The 17,345-nt window shown below is 66.3% G+C and carries 22 protein-coding genes and 1 pseudogene; 16 read left to right on the top strand and 7 right to left on the bottom strand.

Annotated features, from left to right (window positions below; all coding sequences use genetic code 11):
* Nucleotides 1-6 precede the first annotated feature (6 nt).
* Genes ACO07I_RS05805 through ACO07I_RS05795 form a run of 3 tightly spaced genes read right to left on the bottom strand, consistent with a single transcriptional unit; the run spans nt 7 to nt 2,007 of the window.
* Nucleotides 7-756 (bottom strand): DUF2272 domain-containing protein, encoded by a 750-nt coding sequence (locus ACO07I_RS05805; RefSeq protein WP_422015223.1) that lies wholly within the window; start codon nt 754-756, stop codon nt 7-9.
* Between the two features lie 8 nt (nt 757-764).
* Nucleotides 765-1,478 carry a VOC family protein gene (locus ACO07I_RS05800; RefSeq protein ID WP_422015221.1) on the bottom strand — a complete coding sequence of 238 codons (714 nt, stop codon included), beginning with the start codon at nt 1,476-1,478 and terminating at the stop codon, nt 765-767.
* 4 nt (nt 1,479-1,482) lie between these two features.
* Nucleotides 1,483-2,007 (bottom strand): gamma carbonic anhydrase family protein, encoded by a 525-nt coding sequence (locus tag ACO07I_RS05795; protein WP_422015219.1) that lies wholly within the window; start codon nt 2,005-2,007, stop codon nt 1,483-1,485.
* Between the two features lie 108 nt (nt 2,008-2,115).
* Between ACO07I_RS05795 and ACO07I_RS05790 the strand changes: the two genes are divergently transcribed.
* The 7 genes and pseudogenes from ACO07I_RS05790 to ACO07I_RS05760 all read left to right on the top strand — a co-directional run bounded on the left by ACO07I_RS05790 (nt 2,116) and on the right by ACO07I_RS05760 (nt 6,751).
* Nucleotides 2,116-2,379 carry a hypothetical protein gene (locus ACO07I_RS05790; protein ID WP_422015217.1) on the top strand — a complete coding sequence of 88 codons (264 nt, stop codon included), beginning with the start codon at nt 2,116-2,118 and terminating at the stop codon, nt 2,377-2,379.
* A gap of 31 nt (nt 2,380-2,410) precedes the next feature.
* Nucleotides 2,411-2,563 (top strand): annotated as a pseudogene (locus ACO07I_RS05785) (sel1 repeat family protein); the annotation flags it as partial.
* Nucleotides 2,564-2,599: 36 nt separating this feature from the next.
* Nucleotides 2,600-3,244, top strand: a complete 645-nt coding sequence (locus ACO07I_RS05780; RefSeq protein WP_422018171.1) for a tetratricopeptide repeat protein — start codon at nt 2,600-2,602, stop codon at nt 3,242-3,244.
* A 79-nt stretch (nt 3,245-3,323) separates the two neighbouring features.
* Nucleotides 3,324-3,767: a MerR family transcriptional regulator gene (locus ACO07I_RS05775; protein WP_422015215.1), complete on the top strand. Its 444-nt coding sequence runs from the start codon at nt 3,324-3,326 to the stop codon at nt 3,765-3,767.
* A gap of 25 nt (nt 3,768-3,792) precedes the next feature.
* On the top strand, nt 3,793-5,580 hold the full coding sequence (locus ACO07I_RS05770; RefSeq protein WP_422015213.1) for an acyl-CoA dehydrogenase C-terminal domain-containing protein: 1,788 nt from the start codon (nt 3,793-3,795) through the stop codon (nt 5,578-5,580).
* Nucleotides 5,577-5,909, top strand: coding sequence for a YnfA family protein (locus tag ACO07I_RS05765; RefSeq protein ID WP_422018169.1), 333 nt, complete (start codon nt 5,577-5,579; stop codon nt 5,907-5,909). The genes ACO07I_RS05770 and ACO07I_RS05765 overlap by 4 nt, the downstream gene beginning before the upstream one ends.
* A gap of 41 nt (nt 5,910-5,950) precedes the next feature.
* Entirely contained in the window at nt 5,951-6,751 is an 801-nt protein-coding gene (locus tag ACO07I_RS05760; protein ID WP_298305935.1) for an enoyl-CoA hydratase/isomerase family protein, read from the top strand.
* Nucleotides 6,752-6,857: 106 nt separating this feature from the next.
* Here the strand turns inward: ACO07I_RS05760 and vapC are convergent, their stop codons facing one another.
* From vapC to ACO07I_RS05745, 3 genes are all read right to left on the bottom strand, one after another.
* Nucleotides 6,858-7,163: a type II toxin-antitoxin system VapC family toxin gene (gene vapC / locus ACO07I_RS05755; protein ID WP_422015210.1), complete on the bottom strand. Its 306-nt coding sequence runs from the start codon at nt 7,161-7,163 to the stop codon at nt 6,858-6,860.
* Nucleotides 7,160-7,363, bottom strand: a complete 204-nt coding sequence (locus ACO07I_RS05750; RefSeq protein WP_422015208.1) for a type II toxin-antitoxin system VapB family antitoxin — start codon at nt 7,361-7,363, stop codon at nt 7,160-7,162. The genes vapC and ACO07I_RS05750 overlap by 4 nt, the downstream gene beginning before the upstream one ends.
* A 78-nt stretch (nt 7,364-7,441) precedes the next feature.
* Nucleotides 7,442-8,233: an enoyl-CoA hydratase-related protein gene (locus tag ACO07I_RS05745; protein WP_422015206.1), complete on the bottom strand. Its 792-nt coding sequence runs from the start codon at nt 8,231-8,233 to the stop codon at nt 7,442-7,444.
* Between the two features lie 781 nt (nt 8,234-9,014).
* Here ACO07I_RS05745 and ACO07I_RS05740 point away from each other — a divergent pair.
* Nucleotides 9,015-9,974 carry an OmpA family protein gene (locus tag ACO07I_RS05740; RefSeq protein ID WP_324504890.1) on the top strand — a complete coding sequence of 320 codons (960 nt, stop codon included), beginning with the start codon at nt 9,015-9,017 and terminating at the stop codon, nt 9,972-9,974.
* Nucleotides 9,975-10,103: 129 nt separating this feature from the next.
* Complete coding sequence (locus ACO07I_RS05735; protein WP_422015204.1) at nt 10,104-10,745, top strand: DUF1013 domain-containing protein; 642 nt, start codon at nt 10,104-10,106, stop codon at nt 10,743-10,745.
* On the opposite strand, the gene ACO07I_RS05730 is transcribed toward ACO07I_RS05735, so the two are convergent.
* A complete protein-coding gene (locus ACO07I_RS05730) occupies nt 10,742-11,740 on the bottom strand; it encodes an NAD(P)H-quinone oxidoreductase (RefSeq protein ID WP_422015202.1) in 999 nt (332 codons plus the stop codon). The two genes, ACO07I_RS05735 and ACO07I_RS05730, sit on opposite strands and share 4 nt — an antisense overlap.
* 66 nt (nt 11,741-11,806) lie before the next feature.
* Between ACO07I_RS05730 and ACO07I_RS05725 the strand changes: the two genes are divergently transcribed.
* The 7 genes from ACO07I_RS05725 (at nt 11,807) to ACO07I_RS05695 (ending at nt 17,285) form a co-directional block, all read left to right on the top strand.
* A complete protein-coding gene (locus ACO07I_RS05725) occupies nt 11,807-11,995 on the top strand; it encodes a DUF1192 domain-containing protein (protein ID WP_422015200.1) in 189 nt (62 codons plus the stop codon).
* Nucleotides 11,996-12,029: 34 nt separating this feature from the next.
* Entirely contained in the window at nt 12,030-13,325 is a 1,296-nt protein-coding gene (locus tag ACO07I_RS05720) for an O-acetylhomoserine aminocarboxypropyltransferase (protein ID WP_422015198.1), read from the top strand.
* A 2-nt stretch (nt 13,326-13,327) separates the two neighbouring features.
* Nucleotides 13,328-14,116, top strand: a complete 789-nt coding sequence (locus ACO07I_RS05715; protein WP_422015196.1) for an alpha/beta fold hydrolase — start codon at nt 13,328-13,330, stop codon at nt 14,114-14,116.
* Nucleotides 14,109-14,846: an SDR family NAD(P)-dependent oxidoreductase gene (locus ACO07I_RS05710; RefSeq protein ID WP_422015194.1), complete on the top strand. Its 738-nt coding sequence runs from the start codon at nt 14,109-14,111 to the stop codon at nt 14,844-14,846. Before ACO07I_RS05715 ends, ACO07I_RS05710 begins: the two co-directional genes overlap by 8 nt.
* Before the next feature lie 93 nt (nt 14,847-14,939).
* On the top strand, nt 14,940-15,695 hold the full coding sequence (locus ACO07I_RS05705; RefSeq protein WP_422018167.1) for a DUF169 domain-containing protein: 756 nt from the start codon (nt 14,940-14,942) through the stop codon (nt 15,693-15,695).
* A 1-nt stretch (nt 15,696) separates the two neighbouring features.
* Nucleotides 15,697-16,179, top strand: a complete 483-nt coding sequence (locus ACO07I_RS05700) for a 2'-5' RNA ligase family protein (RefSeq protein WP_422015192.1) — start codon at nt 15,697-15,699, stop codon at nt 16,177-16,179.
* Nucleotides 16,176-17,285 carry a hypothetical protein gene (locus tag ACO07I_RS05695; protein WP_422015190.1) on the top strand — a complete coding sequence of 370 codons (1,110 nt, stop codon included), beginning with the start codon at nt 16,176-16,178 and terminating at the stop codon, nt 17,283-17,285. The genes ACO07I_RS05700 and ACO07I_RS05695 overlap by 4 nt, the downstream gene beginning before the upstream one ends.
* Nucleotides 17,286-17,345: the final 60 nt, after the last annotated feature.

Below are 17,345 nucleotides of genomic sequence, written 5' to 3'. Positions count from 1 at the left end.
CTTCCTTCAGGGCAGCCGGTTTTCGATGACCGTGAAGACGGTTCGGCCGGATATGGGCGACAAAATACCGTTCGCGTCCAGTGGAAAGACGCTGCGGGTAACGGAGTCCCCTACATTGCCGCCGATCGCGGAGACGTGGCCCGGCTGGACGTCGACCACGATGTCGCAATGTCCTGCCCCGCGATTCAGGTTCTGCAACGTCGTGCCGCTGCCCTCGCGCGAGGCACAGACGAGGTCGCCGACCTTCGGGGCATAGGCGTCGGGCTCATGCGGGATGAATGCCGCGCCCGGCTTCTTCGCGCGCTCGACGATGCGTTCGACGTAGATGGTGTGGCGCTGGTCGGGGCAGAAGAGGTCGCGCGGCACGCCGGCGCTCTCGATATCCCAGGAGACAAAGGCCGCGGACCACGGCACGTCGTTCAATCCGCTCAGCCTGTTGCCGACGGAAGCCCAGTAGTCGGCAATGCGCTGCGGCGCCTCGCGCTCCCTGATGCCGAGTTGTTCCGTCCGGGGCGGCGCGTCCGTCGAGTAGGTGATCACCTGCTTGCCGTAACGGCCCCATTCGCCGACCGCCAGCAGGACCATCGAGGTCCGGGCGCTCGACGAGGGCGGCGGGGCCTCGGGCTTCCAGGACGAGGAGGGGCAGGGACCGAGCGGTGGCAAGTCCTTCGCCTGCACGACCGGCTTGTCCGTCGTCGGCGGCGTCGTACAGGCGGCGGCGAGGACGAGAAGCAGGAGCGCGAGAAGGGGACGCATGGGGGGGCTCAGCCGGCTCCCTGCCAGCGTCCGATCCCGCCGATCAGGATCGTCGGCACACCGCCGGTCCCGTCCTTCACGGTACAGACCTGGCTGCCGGGCCGGCGTCCGTCGCGCGGCTCGGTGACGTCGAGGCCGGCCGCCTTCAGTCGCGCGTGGGCCGCCGTGATGTCGGGCACGCGCCACGACAGTCCCCAGAGATGGTCCGGTTCGTCCGATACGCCCTTCTTGAGATCGTGGGCGATCTCGACCACCAGGTCGCCGCAGCGGAAGAACAGCAGGCGCGCGCCCCACTTGGGATTGCTGCGGTCGAGCCTGAGGTCGAGGCCGAGCCGTCCGGCATAGAAGGCGACGGCGCGCTCGGGGTTGGGCGTGCGCACGACGATATGGTCGAGGCTCGAGATGGCAGCCGGCGCCTCGACCGCGAGGGGAGAAGGAGCTTCCTCCCCTTGCGCGCACAGTCCGATCGCGACGCCATGGCCGAGGAGCGCCCGACCTTCGTCCGTTTTCGTCGACGCGACGGCGCGGCGCTCCAGAAGCGTCGCCGCCTTGTCGAGGTCTTGCGTCGCGAACACCATCGATCGCAGGCCCGACGCTTCGGGCTCGAAACGCACTCCGACATTGTCGGTGCGCAGGCGCCCGTCCACCGCACGCCGCCCCAGCAGCGTCTCGTACACCGTGGGCGATCCGCCGACGACGAGATGGTCGAGTGCCGCGATCATGGTGTCAGCCGATGCGCTTCAGGTTCGCCTTGTAGTCCTGGCCACGCTGCACGTAGCTCTCCGCGCTCATCGACAGTCGCGAGGCATTCTCCTCGCTGAGCTCGCGCACCACCTTGGCCGGCGAGCCGAGGATCATCGAGCGGTCGGGAAAGCTTTTGCCTTCCGTGACGATCGAGCCGGCACCCACCAGGCAGTCCTTGCCGATCACCGAGCGGTTGAGCACGACCGACTGGATGCCGATCAGCGAACCGTCGCCGATGGTGCAGCCGTGAAGCATCACCTGATGACCGACCGTCACGTTGCGGCCGATGGTGAGCGGCGCGCCGGGATCGGTGTGGAGGACGCTCAGTTCCTGGATGTTGCTGTCATCGCCGATCACGATCGGCTCGTTGTCGCCGCGCAGGACGGCGCCGAACCAGATGCTCACGCGTTCGCCCAGGATCACCGACCCGATGATCGTGACGCCCTCCGCGATGTAGCAGGAGGCGGGAATCACCGGCACGCGGTCGTTCAGCTGATAGATCGGCATCTGGGTTCCTTCTGCCTGCGCGAAGCGTTGTCCTTATGCCGTCCGGCATGCCACCTTGACCCTGCCAGTTCAATAGCCCGGCAAAATGGTCCAGGAGGCGACGCCAGGATGTATCGCTTCGTATTCGCCTGCTTCGTCTTCCTTGCGCCTGTATTTTCTGCAGTTCCGGCAAAGGCCGATCCTGTCCAAGACGCGAAAGCCGCCGCCGCTCGTCAGGACTACGAAGGAGCGGTCTCGATCCTGCGTCGGGCGGCAGTCGCCGGCGATGTTCCCGCGCAATCCCAGTTGGGCTTGGCGCTGTATTTTGGTTGGTGGAAGAAGCCGGACCGCGAGGAAGGATTGAGATGGTTGCGGGGCTGCGAATCGCAATGACGTCAAGGCTCAACTCGTCCTTGCAAGGGAAACCAAGGATCGCGCCGAGGCACTGAATTGGTATGAGAAGGCGGCGCTGAACGGCGACCCGGTCGCACAAGAGCGGATGGGAGAGGCATACTGGCGGGGAGACGGGCGGCCGAGAGACAAAAAGGCTTCTTTCGAATGGTTTCAAAAGGCTGCTGCGGGAGGGCACCCGGACGCGCAGATTCTGCTCGGAGTGCAATATGCAGTTGGCTCGGTGATTGCACGGGACTTGGGGGCGGCACGTCACTGGTTCACGAAGGTGGCCAGTTCTTCCGATTCAAATGCGCGGATCGCCCAAGAGTATCTGGGCACGTTCTATGAGAAGGGTCTGGGTGGACCGCAGAACTATTCGGAGGCGCTGCGCTGGTACGAAGCGGCTGTAAATGGCGGTCATGCGCCCTATGCCGAGTTTGCACTCGGCGCGATGTACGAGTTCGGGCGCGGTGTGCCCGCTAATCTGGACAAGGCACTGGACCTGTATCGGACCGCCGCTTTCCGTCAGTATCGGCCGGCTCAGTATCGATTGGGTGTTGCCTATCTGAGAGGTGAGGGGGTGCGCCGTGATCTCGCGGAATCGCCCAAGTGGCTAGCATTCGCGGTCGGCTGGGATTTGATCGACAATGTTGCCCCGGCTGAAGACAAGTCGGTCAGGTCTGCATTCGAACGAGACCCGGAATTGTTTCAGGTAGGGACGGGACAACTGCGTCCCGCAGCGTTTGACTACGCGGTGACGACCGTTCGCGAACTGGCGAAAGTCCCGGGGCTCTATTCGCAGGCAAAGGCTCTTGCGGCTGCCTTCCAGCCAACGCCACCGCCGCTGCCCATACTCATTCACTAGGCCAGCTTCGACCGACGTCTTTCCGTTTACGTAAAGCCGTATTGACGTTTACGTAAACGTCAACTAACACTTTTCCATCATGTCAGTCGCCGCCATTCCCTCGGCCAAGACGCTGGCGCCCCGAGACGCTCAGCGCATCTACAGCATCGCCGAACTGTCGCGCGAATTCGCGATCACGCCGCGCACGATCCGCTTCTACGAGGACGAGGGGCTGATCAAGCCGCGGCGGCATGGCACGACCCGTCTTTACACCGTGGGGGATCGCACGCGGCTGAGCTGGATCCTGCGCGGCAAGCGGCTGGGCTTCTCGCTCGCCGAGATCCGCGAGCTGCTCGACCTCTACCAGGTCGACCGCACGGGCATGCAGCAGCTGCGCGAGCTGCTGCGCCGCTGCCAGCTCCATATCGGCGATCTGGAGCGTAAGCGCGCCGATCTCGACCAGCACATCGGCGAATTCAGGGAAGTCGAAGCACAAGTGAGCGCCGAGCTGAAGCAGCGCGGTCTCGATCCGGAAAGCGATTAGGAAAACTGCGACCGAGGAGGAAGCCATGGCCGTCTACAAGGCCCCGATCAAGGACATCCAGTTCGTTCTGAACGAAGTCATCGACGTCTCGAAGCTCGCCAAGCTGCCGGGCTACGAGGACGCGACCCCCGACACGATCCACGCCATCGTCGAGGAAGCCGCCAAGCTCTGCGAGAACGTGCTGTTCCCGCTGAACCGCACCGGCGACGAGGAAGGCTGCCACTACGAGAACGGCGTCGTGCGCACGCCCAAGGGCTTCAAGGAAGCCTATAAGCAGTTCGCCGAGGGCGGCTGGACGGGCATCACCTGCGATCCAGAGTTCGGCGGGCAGGGGCTGCCGGCGACGGTGGGCTTCGCGCTGCAGGAGATGTTCACCGCGGCGAACCAGGCCTTCGCGATGTATCCGGGCCTCAGCCACGGCGCCTACGAGGCGCTGTCGCGCCACGGTTCCGACGAGCTGAAGAAGCGCTACCTGCCGAAGCTGGCGGACGGCACCTGGTCGGGCACCATGTGCCTCACCGAGCCCCATTGCGGCACCGACCTCGGCATGCTGCGCACCAAGGCCGAGCCGCAGGCCGACGGCAGCTACAGCATCACCGGCACCAAGATCTTCATCTCGGCCGGCGAGCACGATCTCACCGAGAACATCGTCCATCTCGTGCTGGCGCGCCTGCCGGATGCGCCGGGCGGCACCAAGGGCATCTCGCTGTTCATCGTGCCGAAGTTCCTGCCGAAGGCGGACGGCTCGGTCGGCGAGCGCAACGGCATCCGCTGCGGCGCCCTCGAGCACAAGATGGGCATCAAGGCCAACGCGACCTGCGTGATGAACCTCGACGGCGCCACCGGCTGGCTGGTCGGCGAGGCCAACAAGGGCATGACGGCGATGTTCGTCATGATGAACGCCGCGCGCCTCGGCGTCGGCATGCAGGGCCTCGGCATTGCCGAGACGGCCTACCAGAGCGCCGTCGCCTATGCGCGCGACCGCCTGCAGGGCCGTTCGCTCACGGGGCCGAAGAACGCCAGCGGACCGGCCGATCCGATCATCGTGCATCCCGACGTGCGCCGGATGCTGATGATCCAGAAGTCCTTCACCGAGGGCGCGCGTGCGCTGTCGCTGTGGGTCGGCATGCTGATCGACGAGGCGCATTCCCATCCCGACGCCGCGACGCGCGAGGCCGCCGACGATCTCATCCAGATGCTGACGCCGATCATCAAGGCCTACTTCACCGACATGGGCAGCGAGTGCGCCAACCTCGCGGTGCAGACCTGGGGCGGCCACGGCTTCATCCGCGAGAACGGCGTCGAGCAGCTCGTGCGCGACGCGCGCATCACCCAGCTCTACGAAGGCACCAACGGCATCCAGGCGCTCGACCTGGTCGGCCGCAAGCTGCCGATGAAGGGTGGCCGCGCCGCACAGCGCCTGCTCGGCGAGATCGCCGGTTTCATCGCCCAGCACAAGTCCGACGAGACGATGAAGGAGTTCGTCGAGCCGCTCGAGAAGGCGATGGGCCGCGTGCAGGACTCGGCGCTCTTCCTGATGCAGAACGCGATGAAGAACCCCGACGAGGCCGGTGGCGCCGCCACCGACCTGCTGCGCCTCATGGCGCTGACGGCCATGGCCTATATGTGGAACCGCATTGTCGTCGCCGCCCACAAGGGACTCGCGGCCGGCAACGACAATGGTTTCTACGAAGCCAAGATCGTCACCGCGCGCTTCTTCATGGCCCGCGTGCTGCCGCAGACCGTGTCGCTCAACCATCAGATCAAGGCGGGCGCCTCGACCCTGATGGCGCTGCCGGCCGAGGCCTTCTGAAGTCGGTCCTTGCCTACGGGGCAGCGGCGTTCCTCGAGATCGCCGGCTGCTTCGCCTTCTGGGCGTGGCTGCGGCTCGGCGCATCGCCCTGGTGGCTGGCGCCGGGCCTCATCGCCTTGGGCCTGTTTGCCTGGCTGCTCACCTTCATCGAATCGGATGCGGCGGGCAGGGCCTATGCCGCGTACGGCGGCGTCTATATCGCCGCGACGCTCGTCTGGCTGTGGGCCGTCGAGGGCACGCGGCCCGATCGCTGGGACGTCACCGGCGCCCTGATTTGCCTGATCGGGGCCGGCATCATTCTTTTCGCACCGCACCGCGCGACGGGCTAACCTTGGGGCGTTGTCCAATAAACGCCTGAGGAAATTGCCCCATGTCTGCACCGCACGTTCTCGCCGAAGTCAAAGATGGCATCGGCTGGATGACGCTCAACCGGCCAGAGTCGCTCAACGCCCTGTCGATGGAAATGCGCGACCTGCTGATCGAGCACAGCGCGAAGTTCGAGAAGGACCCGGCGGTGCGCTGCGTGGTGATCCGCGGCGCCGGCACGCACTTCATGGCAGGTGGCGACATTCGCGGTTTCCACAAGTCGCTGACCGAGGACAAGGAGGCCCATCTCGCGGGCTTCGAGATGCGGGTCGTGAAGGCGCACCAGGCGATCTACCAGATCCGCCGCATGAACAAGCCGGTGCTGGCCTCGGTGCAGGGCGCCGCCGCCGGCTTCGGCCTGTCGCTGATCCTGAATTGCGACCTCGCCATCGCGTCCGACGATTCGTTCTTCACCCTGGCTTACCGCCATATCGGCCTCAGCGCCGATGGCGGCGCGACCTACTTCCTGCCGAGGGTCGTGGGCGAGCGGAAGGCGCTGGAGATCGCCCTGCTGGGCGAGCGCTTCTCGGCGCAGGAGGCCAAGGACAACAATATCCTCAACTGGGTCGTGCCGAAGGATCAGCTCGCCGCCGAGACCGAGAAGATGGCGCGCAAGCTGGCCGACGGTCCGACCTACGCGCTGGGCGTCGCCAAGAAGCTGATCCGCAACTCGTTCGACAACAGCTGGGACGAGCACTCGCACCGCGAGGCCGAGGGCCTGGCCGCCTGCGCCGCGACCGAGGACCATTTCGAGGGCCTGAGCGCCTTCCTCGAAAAGCGGAAGGCGAAGTTCAAGGGGCGGTGAGGTGACGTTCTTAGGGCCCCAGCGGGACTTCGATCAGACCAAGGTGACGGGCCATCGGGTGAAAATCACGATCATTGTGCAGCAGTGCCACCTGGTTTTCGATACACTAGGCTCCGATCAGTAAGTCGGTGGTGGTCCGTACCGTGATGCCTCGGCGCCGGAGCGCGCGAAAGTTGCGCGCTGCGGCGACGGCGATTTCTGCACCGGCCATTGCGACGATATCGAAGCGGCGCAGGAGCGCCTCGACGCTGCGGGCCGCCCGTTCGTCTTTCAGGCCTTGCAGGACTTCGCACAGCATCAGATCGCCCACGACGATCTCTTCGACGCCGAGGGCCATCTGAAGGCGCTTCACATAAGGCGCTTCGTGTCCGTTCAGAAAATCAATCCAGACACTGCTGTCGACGACAATCAAGCCGCCCCTCGGCCGGCGCGACTTTTCGTAAGATCGCCGCGCCATGGGTACTTGCCGAAGGCGGCGCTCACCTCCTGTTGTCGACGGAGCTTGACCATCAGGCGAAGGGCCTGTTCCACGGTCTGCTTCTTGGTCGTGAGCCCGGATGCCTTCTGGGCCTCGGCCACCAATTTCTCGTCGATCTCGATATTGGTGCGCATGATGAATTGTCGTCCGTGTGTATGATTGAACGGTACCATACACACGAACGAATCAACATCCTGCGGAAACGCTTTGTGTCAGCGGCCCTTCCAGTTGGGCTTGCGCTTTTCGGCGAAGGCCTTCGGGCCCTCGACCGTGTCCTCGCTGTGCGCCATGGCGACGAAGGCGGGGTATGTCTGGTTGCGCATGCCGATCTCGAGCGACGGCTGGTCGAGCGAACGCATCACGACCTGCTTGGTGGCGCGGATCGACATCGGCGAGCATTCGAGGATCTGGGCGGCCCACTTCCTGGCCGACGCCATCAGCTCGGCGTGCGGCACCACTTCGGTGACGAAGCCCATCTCGTAGCCTTCCTTGGCGCCGACATGGCGGCCGGTCAGCATCATGCCCATCGCCTTCTTGAGCGGGATCATGCGGCTCAAGCGCTGCATGCCGCCGGCACCGGCGGCCAGGCCGACGCGCGGCTCGGGCAGGGCGAACTTGGCTTGGTCGGATGCGATGATGATGTCGCAGGCCAGCGCGATCTCGAAGCCGCCGCCCATGGCGATGCCGTTCACCGCGGCGATCACCGGCTTGTCGAGGTCGAAACGGTTGGCCAGCCCGCCGAAGCCCTTGGCCGGATGGACCGGGCGCTTTCCGGTCTTGGCCTGGATCTCGGCATGGTACTTGAGGTCGTTGCCGGCGCAGAAGGCCTTGTCGCCGGCGCCGGTGATGATGGCGACCCAGAGGTCCGGGTTGGCCTGGAACTCGTCGAACGCCTCGATCATCTCCTGGTTCGCCATGGGATGGCAGGCGTTGTAGACCTCGGGGCGGTTGATCGTGACGATCATCAGGTGGCCGTCGGTCTCGACTTTGCTGTACTGGCCCATGGCATACTCCCTTTTTGGTGAACGGCGATTTACCGCCCAAAATGCCACGGTGAAAAGCCGGAGTGCGATGCCTATCTGCATCGTGAAATGAAGTTCACCGCATTCCGGGGCGTGTTCGGCGGCCTCGCAGGGGTGTTCGCCGCGCTGTCGGCCAGCCTCACTTACGCGTCGACCTTAAACCACGATCTTCAGATCGTCCCGAGCCGTCCACAAGCGGTTGTGTGGGCCGGACAGGCGGATTCGCCCACTGGTGGCCGGCCGCGCGCCCTGCAGACGGCCCAGATCAAGAAGCCTGCCGCGAGCCTCGGGGCGGTGGAGCCTGGCACCCCCGCAGAACTCGCCGCCAGGTCGCTCAATCCCGGCGCCTCCGATCCCGACGTGCCTTTGCCGCATCCAAGACTTTCAGAAGAGTTTTCGGACAGGACTGACGTGGCGAGGCCCCTGACAGGCCCGACCCCCTTCGGCCGCGGCGAGAGCGGGGGCGGGGTCCTCGGTCTGCGGTTGCCTCTACCGGCGCAACGGGGCTCCACCGGGCAGACCACTACATCTGGTGCTCGATAGCCGAGGACGCGGCTGCCACGGCAGTCGGTCTCCACCGGCCCTTAACCCTCACTGTTGCGTCCGTGTCACACGTTTCCGGCGAGTCATCGCGGACAGGGCGGTTTGGTTGCACCGCACCAGTGGTGGTGTGTATATTCTCCAAAGTTGGCGACACGGACAGCCCGCCGACGAGCGATATACAGTTTCAGTCTGCAAGTATCAGAAACGAGGGGAAGAACTCATGAAGAAGGCTCTTCTGGCGGCCGCCGCCATTGTAGCGCTGCCGGTGGCTGCGCAGGCGCAGGCCCCGCAGCCGGGTCTGTACATTGGTGCCGAGGGCGGCATCAACTGGCTGACGAACTTCACGGCGAACACGAACATCCCGGCGTTCCCGACGGTGAACGTGACCCCGCAGCTGGGCTGGATGGCCGGTGGCGTGATCGGCTACGACTTCGTTGGTCCGCGCGTTGAGTTGGAAGGCATCTATCGCTGGAACCCGACGAATGTCGGCGTGCCGAACACGGCCGTCAACAACCAGGTCGGCCAGCTGGGCATCATGGCGAACCTGCTGTACGACTTCATGCCGGGTTCGGTGATCACCCCGTACATCGGCGCTGGCGCCGGTCTGGGTCTGGTCGACGGCAACTCGTCGCTGTCGAGCACGGTTTTCGCCTATCAGGGCATCATCGGTCTCGGCTGGAACGCCGACACGAACTTCCGCGTGAACCTGGACGGCCGTTACTACGGCACGACGAACCCGCAGGTTAACGGCGTGGGTTGGACGAACAACAACTTCAGCATCATGCTGGGCCTGCAGCTGAAGTTCGGTTCGACGCCGGCCGCTCCGCCGCCGCCGCCGCCGGTCGTTGCGCCGCCGTCGTTCATGGTGTTCTTCGACTGGGATCGCTCGAACCTGTCGGCTCAGGCTCTGAACACGATCAAGCAGGCTGCCGGCGCCTACAAGACCAAGGGCAACGCCCGCATCACGGCGACGGGTCACACCGATACGTCGGGCGCGCCGGCCTACAACATGGCGCTGTCGCTGCGTCGCGCCAACGCCGTCAAGGACGCCCTGGTTCGCGAAGGCGTGCCGGCGACCGCGATCGCGGTGGTTGGCCGTGGCGAGCAGGGCCTGCTGGTGCAGACCGGCCCGAACGTCCGCGAGCCGCAGAACCGCCGCGTCGAAATCGTCATCCAGTAAGACGATCCGAAGCGTTGACTTCAGGAACGGCCGGGGGCAACCCCGGCCGTTTCCATTTTCGGGCTATGTGCTTTTCGGGTTGGCGGCGGGGGAGCCGGCCTCTATATCCGGGCACAGGAGAGTGAATTCATGTCGCAAGTGTTGATGCCCAAGGCGACCGCCGTCTGGCTGGTCGAGAATACGACCCTGACCTTTGACCAGATCTCGGCCTTCACGGGCCTGCATCCGCTCGAGATCCAGGCGATCGCCGATGGCGAAGTCGCAGGCGGCATGACGGGATACGATCCGACGACCAACGGTCAGCTGACCAAGGAAGAGATCAAGCGGGCCGAGGCGGACAGCAACGCCCGGTTGAAGCTCAGCCCGCGCGACGTGCCGATGCCGCAAGCCCGCTCCAAGGGCCCGCGCTATACGCCGGTTGCCAAGCGCCAGGATCGCCCCGACGCCATCGCCTGGCTGTTGAAGACGCATCCCGAACTCCAGGATAGCCAGGTCGCCAAACTCGTCGGCTCGACCAAGAGCACGGTCCAGTCGGTCAAGGACCGCACTCACTGGAACATGCAGAACCTGCGCCAGCGCGATCCGGTGACGCTCGGCCTCTGCACGCTCAAGGATTTGAACGACGCGGTCGACCGCGCGCGCCGCAAGGCCGCCCGGGAGGATGCTGCCCGCAAGAAGGGTATGGCGGACCAGGGCCACGTCGAAGAGGTCGTCGAGGAGGCCGGGCTCGATCCGGCGGAGGCCGACCAGCCCGACCTCGCCGAGCGCTAGACCTGGACGGTCATCATCACCTTGCCGACATGGTCGGCGCGCTCCAGTTCGGCATGCGCGCCGGCGGCATCCCGCAGCGGGAACGTCTTGTAGATGATCGGCTTGATGCTGCCGGCTTCGAGCAGCGGCCAGACCTTCTCCTTCAGGCCGCGCGCCATCCGGCCCTTGCTCTCGATGCTCTGCGGACGCAGGGTCGAGCCCGTGAGCGTCAGGCGATTCACCATGAGGAAGCCGGCGCTGATCGTGGCCGTCGCGCCGCCCTGCACGGCAATCACCACGCAGCGTCCGTCCAGCTTCAGCAGCGACAGGTTCTTCGGCAGGTAGTCGCCGGCCACCATGTCGAGCACGACGTCGACGCCGCCCGAGAGTTTCTTCACCTCGGCCGCCCAGTCATTGTCCTTGTAGAGGATGGCGTGATCGGCCCCGAGCGCCTTCACGGCATTGGCCTTCTCCTGCGTCCGCACGGTGGTGAGCACCGTCGCGCCGAATGACTTGGCGAGCTGGATCGCCGTCGTGCCGATGCCGCTTGCGCCGCCATGAATCAGCGCGGTCTCGCCGGCCTTGAGCTGCCCGCGCTCGAACAGGTTGTGCCAGACGGTGAAGTAGTTCTCCGGCAGGGCTGCGGCGTGCAGCAGGTCGAAGCCTTTGGGGGGCGGCAGGCACTGCGGCGCCGGCACGACGCAGTATTCGGCATAGGCGCCGCCCGGCGTCAGCGCGCAGATTTCGTCACCGATATTCCAGCCGCTCACTCCTTCGCCGAGTTCTGCAACGGTGCCGGCGGCTTCGAGGCCCGGCAGGTCCGAGGCGCCCGGCGGGGGCGCGTAGTTGCCCATGCGCTGCGCGATGTCGGGCCGGTTGACCGCGGTCGCGGCGACCTTGATCAGGATTTCGCCCGCCTTCGGCCGTGGCACCGGCCGGGTCGCCGGCACCAGGACCTCCGGGCCGCCAAACTTGGTGATCTCGATGCAAGTCATCGTGGCGGGCAGGGCACTCATGGTCGGCCTTTCGAAGCGGGGGGAGCGGTGCTAGTCCTGCCTTAGCCGCTTCCGTGGAGACGCGCCATGGCCTTCGAACTCGACGATCTCGACCCCCGACAGAAGAAGACACAACCGAAGAATCTCGACGTCATGAACGTCGAGGACCTGCAGGAATACGTCCTCGTTCTCAAGGCCGAGATCGAGCGTGTCCAAGCCAAGATCAAGGCCAAGCAGAGCCATGCCGCGGTAGCGGCGTCGCTGTTCAAGAAATAGCGGCGGCAAAATCGCCCGCTGAGAGGGAGACGACGTGGTCGAAGCCAAGTTCCTGAAGCCCGACACGCTGGCGCTGCATGCGGGCCAGCATCCCGATCCGGCGACCGGTGCGCGTGCCGTGCCGATCTACCAGACGACGTCCTTCGTGTTCCGCGACGTCGACCACGCCGCCAGCCTCTTCAACCTCGAAGTGGGCGGCCACATCTACAGCCGCATCTCCAATCCCACAGTCTCGGTGTTCGAGGAGCGGGTGGCGGCGCTCGAAGAGGGATCGGGTGCGCTCGCAGTGTCGAGCGGCCAGGCGGCGCTGCACATCGCCATCGCGACACTGATGGGCGCGGGCCAACACATCGTCGCCTCGACGTCGCTCTACGGTGGCACGCGCAACATGCTGGCGCTGACGCTGCCGCGCTTCGGCATCGAGACGACGTTCGTCCATCCGCGCGACCATGACGGGTTCCGCAAGGCCATCCGGCCGGAGACGCGCCTCGTGCTGGGAGAGACCATCGGCAATCCGGGCGGCGAGGTGCTCGACATCCCGGCCATCGCCGCGATCGCCCACGAGGCGAAGATCCCGCTGATGATCGACAATACCTTCGCCTCGCCGATCCTGTGCAAGCCGCTGACCCTGGGGGCGGACATCGTGTTCCACTCGGCGACCAAGTTCATCGGCGGCCATGGCGTGGCGATCGGGGGCGTGATCGTCGAGTCCGGCCGCTTCGACTGGGAAGCATCGGGCAAGTTCCCGACGCTCACCGAACCCTATGCCGGCTATCACGGAATCGACTTCGCCGAGGAGTTCGGCCCGCACGCCTTCGTGATGCGCGCCCGCACCGAGGGCGTACGCGACTTCGGCTGCTGCCTGTCGCCGCAAAACGCCTTCTATCTCATCCAGGGCCTCGAGACCTTGCCGCTGCGCGTCGCGCGGCACGGGGAGAATGCGCGCAAGGTGATGGCCTTCCTGACGTCGAACCCCGCGGTGGAGCGCATCGCCTCACCCGACATGCCCGATCATCCCGACCATGCGCTGGCGCAGAAGATGCTGCCCAAGGGCACGGGCTCGATCTTCAGCTTCGACATCAAGGGCGGGCGCGAGGCCGGCCGCCGCTTCATCGAGCGGTTGAAGCTGTTCTCGCATCTGGCCAATGTCGGCGACGCCAAGTCGCTGGTGATCCACCCTGCCTCGACCACGCACGCCCAGCTCGATGCCGCCGCGCTCGCGCAGGCGGGTATCGGCGAGGGCATGATCCGGCTCTCGGTCGGGCTCGAGGATGCCGAGGACCTGATCGACGATCTCGGACAGGCGCTGCGCGCCTCGCAGAAGGGCTGACCATGAAGCTCACCGTCGATGGCCGCACCGTCTTCGCGACGACCGGCGGCACCGAATTCGATGCGGCCAAGCCCGCGATCGTCTTCCTCCATGGCGCGGGCTTCGACCGCACGGCATGGCGCCTGCAGACGCGCTGGTTCGCCCATCACGGCCGCAGCGTGCTGGCCGTCGATTTCCCGGCGCATGGCTGGTCGGGCGGGCCGGCGCTCGACAGCATCGCCGCGATGGCCGACTGGACGGCACGCGTGATCGACGCCGCCGGTTTGAAGCAGGCAGCCCTCGTCGGCCATTCGATGGGCGCGCTGGTCGCCCTCGACTGCGCGGCGCGCCATGGCGACAAGGTGCGGGCGCTCGGCCTGTGCGGCGTCGCGTCGGAAATGCCGGTCCATCCCGAGATGCTCGAATCGGCCAAGGCCAACACGACGAAAGTGCAGGAACTCATGACCTTCTGGGGCATGGGCACTGCGCTCCACAAAGGCGGCATGGTCTCGCCCGGCCTGTGGTTGCGTCGCGAGTCTCTGGCGGTGCTGGCAGGCAACGAACCGGACGTGATCCATACCGACCTGGCCGCCTGCAGCGCCTACAAGGATGCGCCGGCCCGGGCGGCTGCCGTGACATGCCCGACCGTATTCGTTCTGGGCGACGGCGATCTCATGACGCCTGCCGCCAAGGCGAAGCCGCTGGTCGCCGCCATCGCCGGATCGACAGCCGTGACCATTCCCAACTGCGGGCACTTCATGATGGTCGAGCGCCCCGACGAAACGCTGGAGGCGTTGAAGGCCTGTGTCTGATCGCGTTGCTCTCGTCACCGGTTCGACCTCCGGAATCGGCGCCGCCATTGCGCGCCGCCTGGCGCATGACGGCTACACCGTGGCCCTTCATTCGCGCAGCTCCGCCGATACCGGAAAGGCGATGGCCGCCGAGCTGCCGCGCGCGAGCTATCACCAGGCCGATCTCGGCGACGAGACGGCGGCGCGCAGTCTCGTCGCGTCGGTCCTGGAGCGGCATGACCGTCTCGACGTGCTGGTGAACAACGCGGGTCTTTCGATCCGCATCCCGCACACCGACCTCAAGGCCGCGACGCCGGCGCTGTGGCGGCAGATGCTCGACGTCAACCTGATCGCGCCCTTCGTCCTGGTCGCGGAGGCCGAGTCTGCGCTGCGGCAGTCCGCGTCAAGCGGTCGACCCGCCAGCATCGTCAACATCGGCACGCATGCCGGCGCGCGGCCCAAGGGCTCGTCGATCCCGTATGCGGCGTCGAAGGCGGCGCTGCATCACGTGACCAGGCTGCTGGCGCTGTCGCTGGGGCCGGACATACGGGTCAACGCGGTGGCGCCGGGCCTGGTCGAAACGCCGATGACGGCGAACTGGCCGGACATGCTGGAGATGTGGAAAACGAAGTCGCCGATGAAGCGCCCTGCGAAACCGGAGGACATCGCCGATCTCGTGGCCGCGCTCTGCGCCAACGATTACGTTACGGGAGAGATCGTCATCGCCGACGGTGGGTTGAACCTCACCTAGCCAGACACGGAGGAAACAACAATGAACGTCCAGACGCTGCCGCCGGGCTACAAGACCGCCCCATGGACGCCGCCCGAGACCATCACCGGCGCCATGCTGGCCGAGGCGAGCAACAAGCTCATCGAACTGCTGCGCATCCGCACCCAGCCGATCGGCATGCGCCTGTTCGAAGACCCGGCCGAGATGGACAAGATCAAGGGCGTGCGCAAGCCGACCGAGGGCTTCAAGTTCACCATGTGCCAGATGGTGACGCAGTCGCGCTGGTACGGCTTCACCTTGGGCATCACCGTCGACAATACGCGCGGCGGCAATTGCGGCGGCGTCGTGGGCCTCAACCATCCCGGCGAGGGCTTCCTCTCGGGCGACCACATGAACGGCGTCTGGTTCGGCAACAAGGAAGCCTCGGCCGCCCACCAGGCGCAGATGCCGCGCGTGCCCAATGGCAAGTACAACGGCCTCGTCGTGTCGCCGCTGCGCTCCGCGCGCCTCGATCCGCCGGACATCTGCCTGTTCTACGGCACGCCCGGCCAGATGATCTATTTCATCAACGGCCTGCAGTATCACCGCTACCGCCGCTACGACTTCACGGTGACGGGCGAGAGCGCCTGTGCCGATTCGTGGGGCCGGGCCCTCGCCACGCGCCAGACCTCGCTGTCGCTGCCGTGCTTCGCCGAGCGCCGCTACGGCGGCGTCGCCGACGACGAGCTGCTGATGGCCTGCCCGCCGGACGAACTGCTGCGGGCGGTCGAGGGCATGGGCCATCTCGGCAAGAACGGCCTGCGCTATCCGTTCCCGCCCTACGGTGCGGTGATGGACCCGGCGCTGGGTATGGCCAAGAGCTACAGCTGACATGCTGTACGTCGTGGCCTGGCCGGTGCTCGGCGAGGCCGACGACACGGCGCTGCGCCGGTTGCGGGCGCAGTACCATCCGCAGGAAGCGGAGATGATCGGCCCGCACTTCACGCTCGTGTTCGGCGAGGCGCCGGAGCGCGAGGGCCAGTTGCGCGCGGCCCTGCAGGGCGTCACGCAACGACCCTTCTGGTTCCTGATCGAGCGCATCGTGCGCTCGGACCTCTACCTTTATGCCGAGCCGTCCGACGGCGCCGCCGAACTGACGGCGCTTCATGAGGCGCTGAATCCGGCACCGGGGCGCGAGCCGTTCGAGCCGCACATCACGCTGGGGCGGTTTCGCAGCCCTGCCGAGGCCGAGCAGGTGGCGCGCATCGTCGGCCGCCAGAACCTGCCGATGACCGGCCGCATCGAGGAGCTGGCCCTGTTGCGGCGAGCCGCCGACACGCTGGAAACGTTGGCCAGCGTGCGCCTCGGCGCATGAAGGCACTGCGCCGGCTCGCGATCTTCCTGGTGGCGGGCCTCGCGCTGCTGTTCGTCTTTGGCCGGCCGATCGTCTGGGCCGAAGCCGTGCTGGTGATGTGGGACGTCGCGGCGGGCGGCGCACCGACCCTGTGGCAGGACCTGACCGCGGTGCCCGCCGAACAGGCGATGCACTGGGAGCAGGGCGAGGGGGACCTCTACCTGCCGGCCAGCCAGGCGCGGGCCGCGATGGTTCTGGTGCCGGGCGCCGCCGTGCTGGGGCGCGACGAGCCGCGGCTGCAGGCCCTTGCCCGGACGCTTGCCCGCGCGGGCTTCGCCGTTCTGGTGCCGGAGCTGCCCGAGGTGCGCCAGCTCGTGCTATCACGCGCCGACGGCGACCGGGTGGCCAGTGCCCTGCGGCAGCTGAACAAGCGCCTGCCCGACCTGCCGCTCGGCGTCGCTGCCATTTCCTATGCCGCGGCTCCCGCCATCATCGCCGCGATCGAGGACGATCTTGCCCCGCGTGTCGCCTTCGTGGTCGCCATCGGCGGCTATCGCGATGCGTATGCGGCCATCCGCTTCGTGACCACGGGCGCTTTCCGGCCGAGGGGCGACAGTCGCGAGTTCCGGGTCGAGCCGAACGCCTATGGCCGCTGGGCGATCCTGCGCGCCAACGCCAGCCGCCTCGACGATCCGCGAGACGCACGCCTCCTCGAAGAGATCGCGCTGCAGCGTTTCCATGACCGCAATGCCGACATCTCCCGCGAGGCCTCGATGCTCGGCCCCCAGGGCCGCGCGGTGCTGGCCCTGGTCGACAATCGCGATCCCGATGCCGTCAACCGCCTGATCGAGGAACTGCCCGAGAGCGTGCGGCGCGAGATCGATGGTCTCAATCTCGCCTTCTACGATCTGTCGAGGCTGCGTGGCCATCTCATCCTGGTGCACGGCCGCACCGACCCGATGGTGCCCTACAGCGAGAGCCAGGACCTTGCCGTGGCAGCGTCGAAGGCGCGTGTATCGCTGTTCCTGATCGATGATATCGGCCACGTCGAGTTCACGGCGGTCAACGTCGCCAACGCCTGGAAGATGTGGCAGGCGATCGTCGCGCTCCTGGAGGAGCGGCGCTAGGGTCTTTCCACTTCAGCACCACCTCATCCTGAGGAGCGGCCCCCTCGAATACCTCGGGGT

The organism is Reyranella sp. (assembly GCF_965227665.1).
Lineage (GTDB): Bacteria > Pseudomonadota > Alphaproteobacteria > Reyranellales > Reyranellaceae > Reyranella.
This window is presented reverse-complemented; position numbering and strand designations above follow the sequence as displayed.

What these genes read in the sequence shown, in the direction of transcription:
- ACO07I_RS05705 (WP_422018167.1), top strand. Translation starts at nt 14,940, where the DNA reads ATGCTGGCCGAGGCGAGCAACAAGCTCATCGAACTGCTGCGCATCCGC.
- ACO07I_RS05695 (WP_422015190.1), top strand. Translation starts at nt 16,176, where the DNA reads ATGAAGGCACTGCGCCGGCTCGCGATCTTCCTGGTGGCGGGCCTCGCG.
- ACO07I_RS05805 (WP_422015223.1), bottom strand. Translation starts at nt 756, where the DNA reads ATGCGTCCCCTTCTCGCGCTCCTGCTTCTCGTCCTCGCCGCCGCCTGT.
- ACO07I_RS05740 (WP_324504890.1), top strand. Translation starts at nt 9,015, where the DNA reads ATGAAGAAGGCTCTTCTGGCGGCCGCCGCCATTGTAGCGCTGCCGGTG.
- ACO07I_RS05760 (WP_298305935.1), top strand. Translation starts at nt 5,951, where the DNA reads ATGTCTGCACCGCACGTTCTCGCCGAAGTCAAAGATGGCATCGGCTGG.
- ACO07I_RS05775 (WP_422015215.1), top strand. Translation starts at nt 3,324, where the DNA reads ATGTCAGTCGCCGCCATTCCCTCGGCCAAGACGCTGGCGCCCCGAGAC.
- ACO07I_RS05795 (WP_422015219.1), bottom strand. Translation starts at nt 2,007, where the DNA reads ATGCCGATCTATCAGCTGAACGACCGCGTGCCGGTGATTCCCGCCTCC.
- ACO07I_RS05735 (WP_422015204.1), top strand. Translation starts at nt 10,104, where the DNA reads ATGTCGCAAGTGTTGATGCCCAAGGCGACCGCCGTCTGGCTGGTCGAG.
- ACO07I_RS05730 (WP_422015202.1), bottom strand. Translation starts at nt 11,740, where the DNA reads ATGAGTGCCCTGCCCGCCACGATGACTTGCATCGAGATCACCAAGTTT.
- ACO07I_RS05715 (WP_422015196.1), top strand. Translation starts at nt 13,328, where the DNA reads ATGAAGCTCACCGTCGATGGCCGCACCGTCTTCGCGACGACCGGCGGC.
- ACO07I_RS05750 (WP_422015208.1), bottom strand. Translation starts at nt 7,363, where the DNA reads ATGCGCACCAATATCGAGATCGACGAGAAATTGGTGGCCGAGGCCCAG.
- ACO07I_RS05700 (WP_422015192.1), top strand. Translation starts at nt 15,697, where the DNA reads ATGCTGTACGTCGTGGCCTGGCCGGTGCTCGGCGAGGCCGACGACACG.
- ACO07I_RS05770 (WP_422015213.1), top strand. Translation starts at nt 3,793, where the DNA reads ATGGCCGTCTACAAGGCCCCGATCAAGGACATCCAGTTCGTTCTGAAC.
- ACO07I_RS05790 (WP_422015217.1), top strand. Translation starts at nt 2,116, where the DNA reads ATGTATCGCTTCGTATTCGCCTGCTTCGTCTTCCTTGCGCCTGTATTT.
- ACO07I_RS05725 (WP_422015200.1), top strand. Translation starts at nt 11,807, where the DNA reads ATGGCCTTCGAACTCGACGATCTCGACCCCCGACAGAAGAAGACACAA.
- ACO07I_RS05745 (WP_422015206.1), bottom strand. Translation starts at nt 8,233, where the DNA reads ATGGGCCAGTACAGCAAAGTCGAGACCGACGGCCACCTGATGATCGTC.
- ACO07I_RS05800 (WP_422015221.1), bottom strand. Translation starts at nt 1,478, where the DNA reads ATGATCGCGGCACTCGACCATCTCGTCGTCGGCGGATCGCCCACGGTG.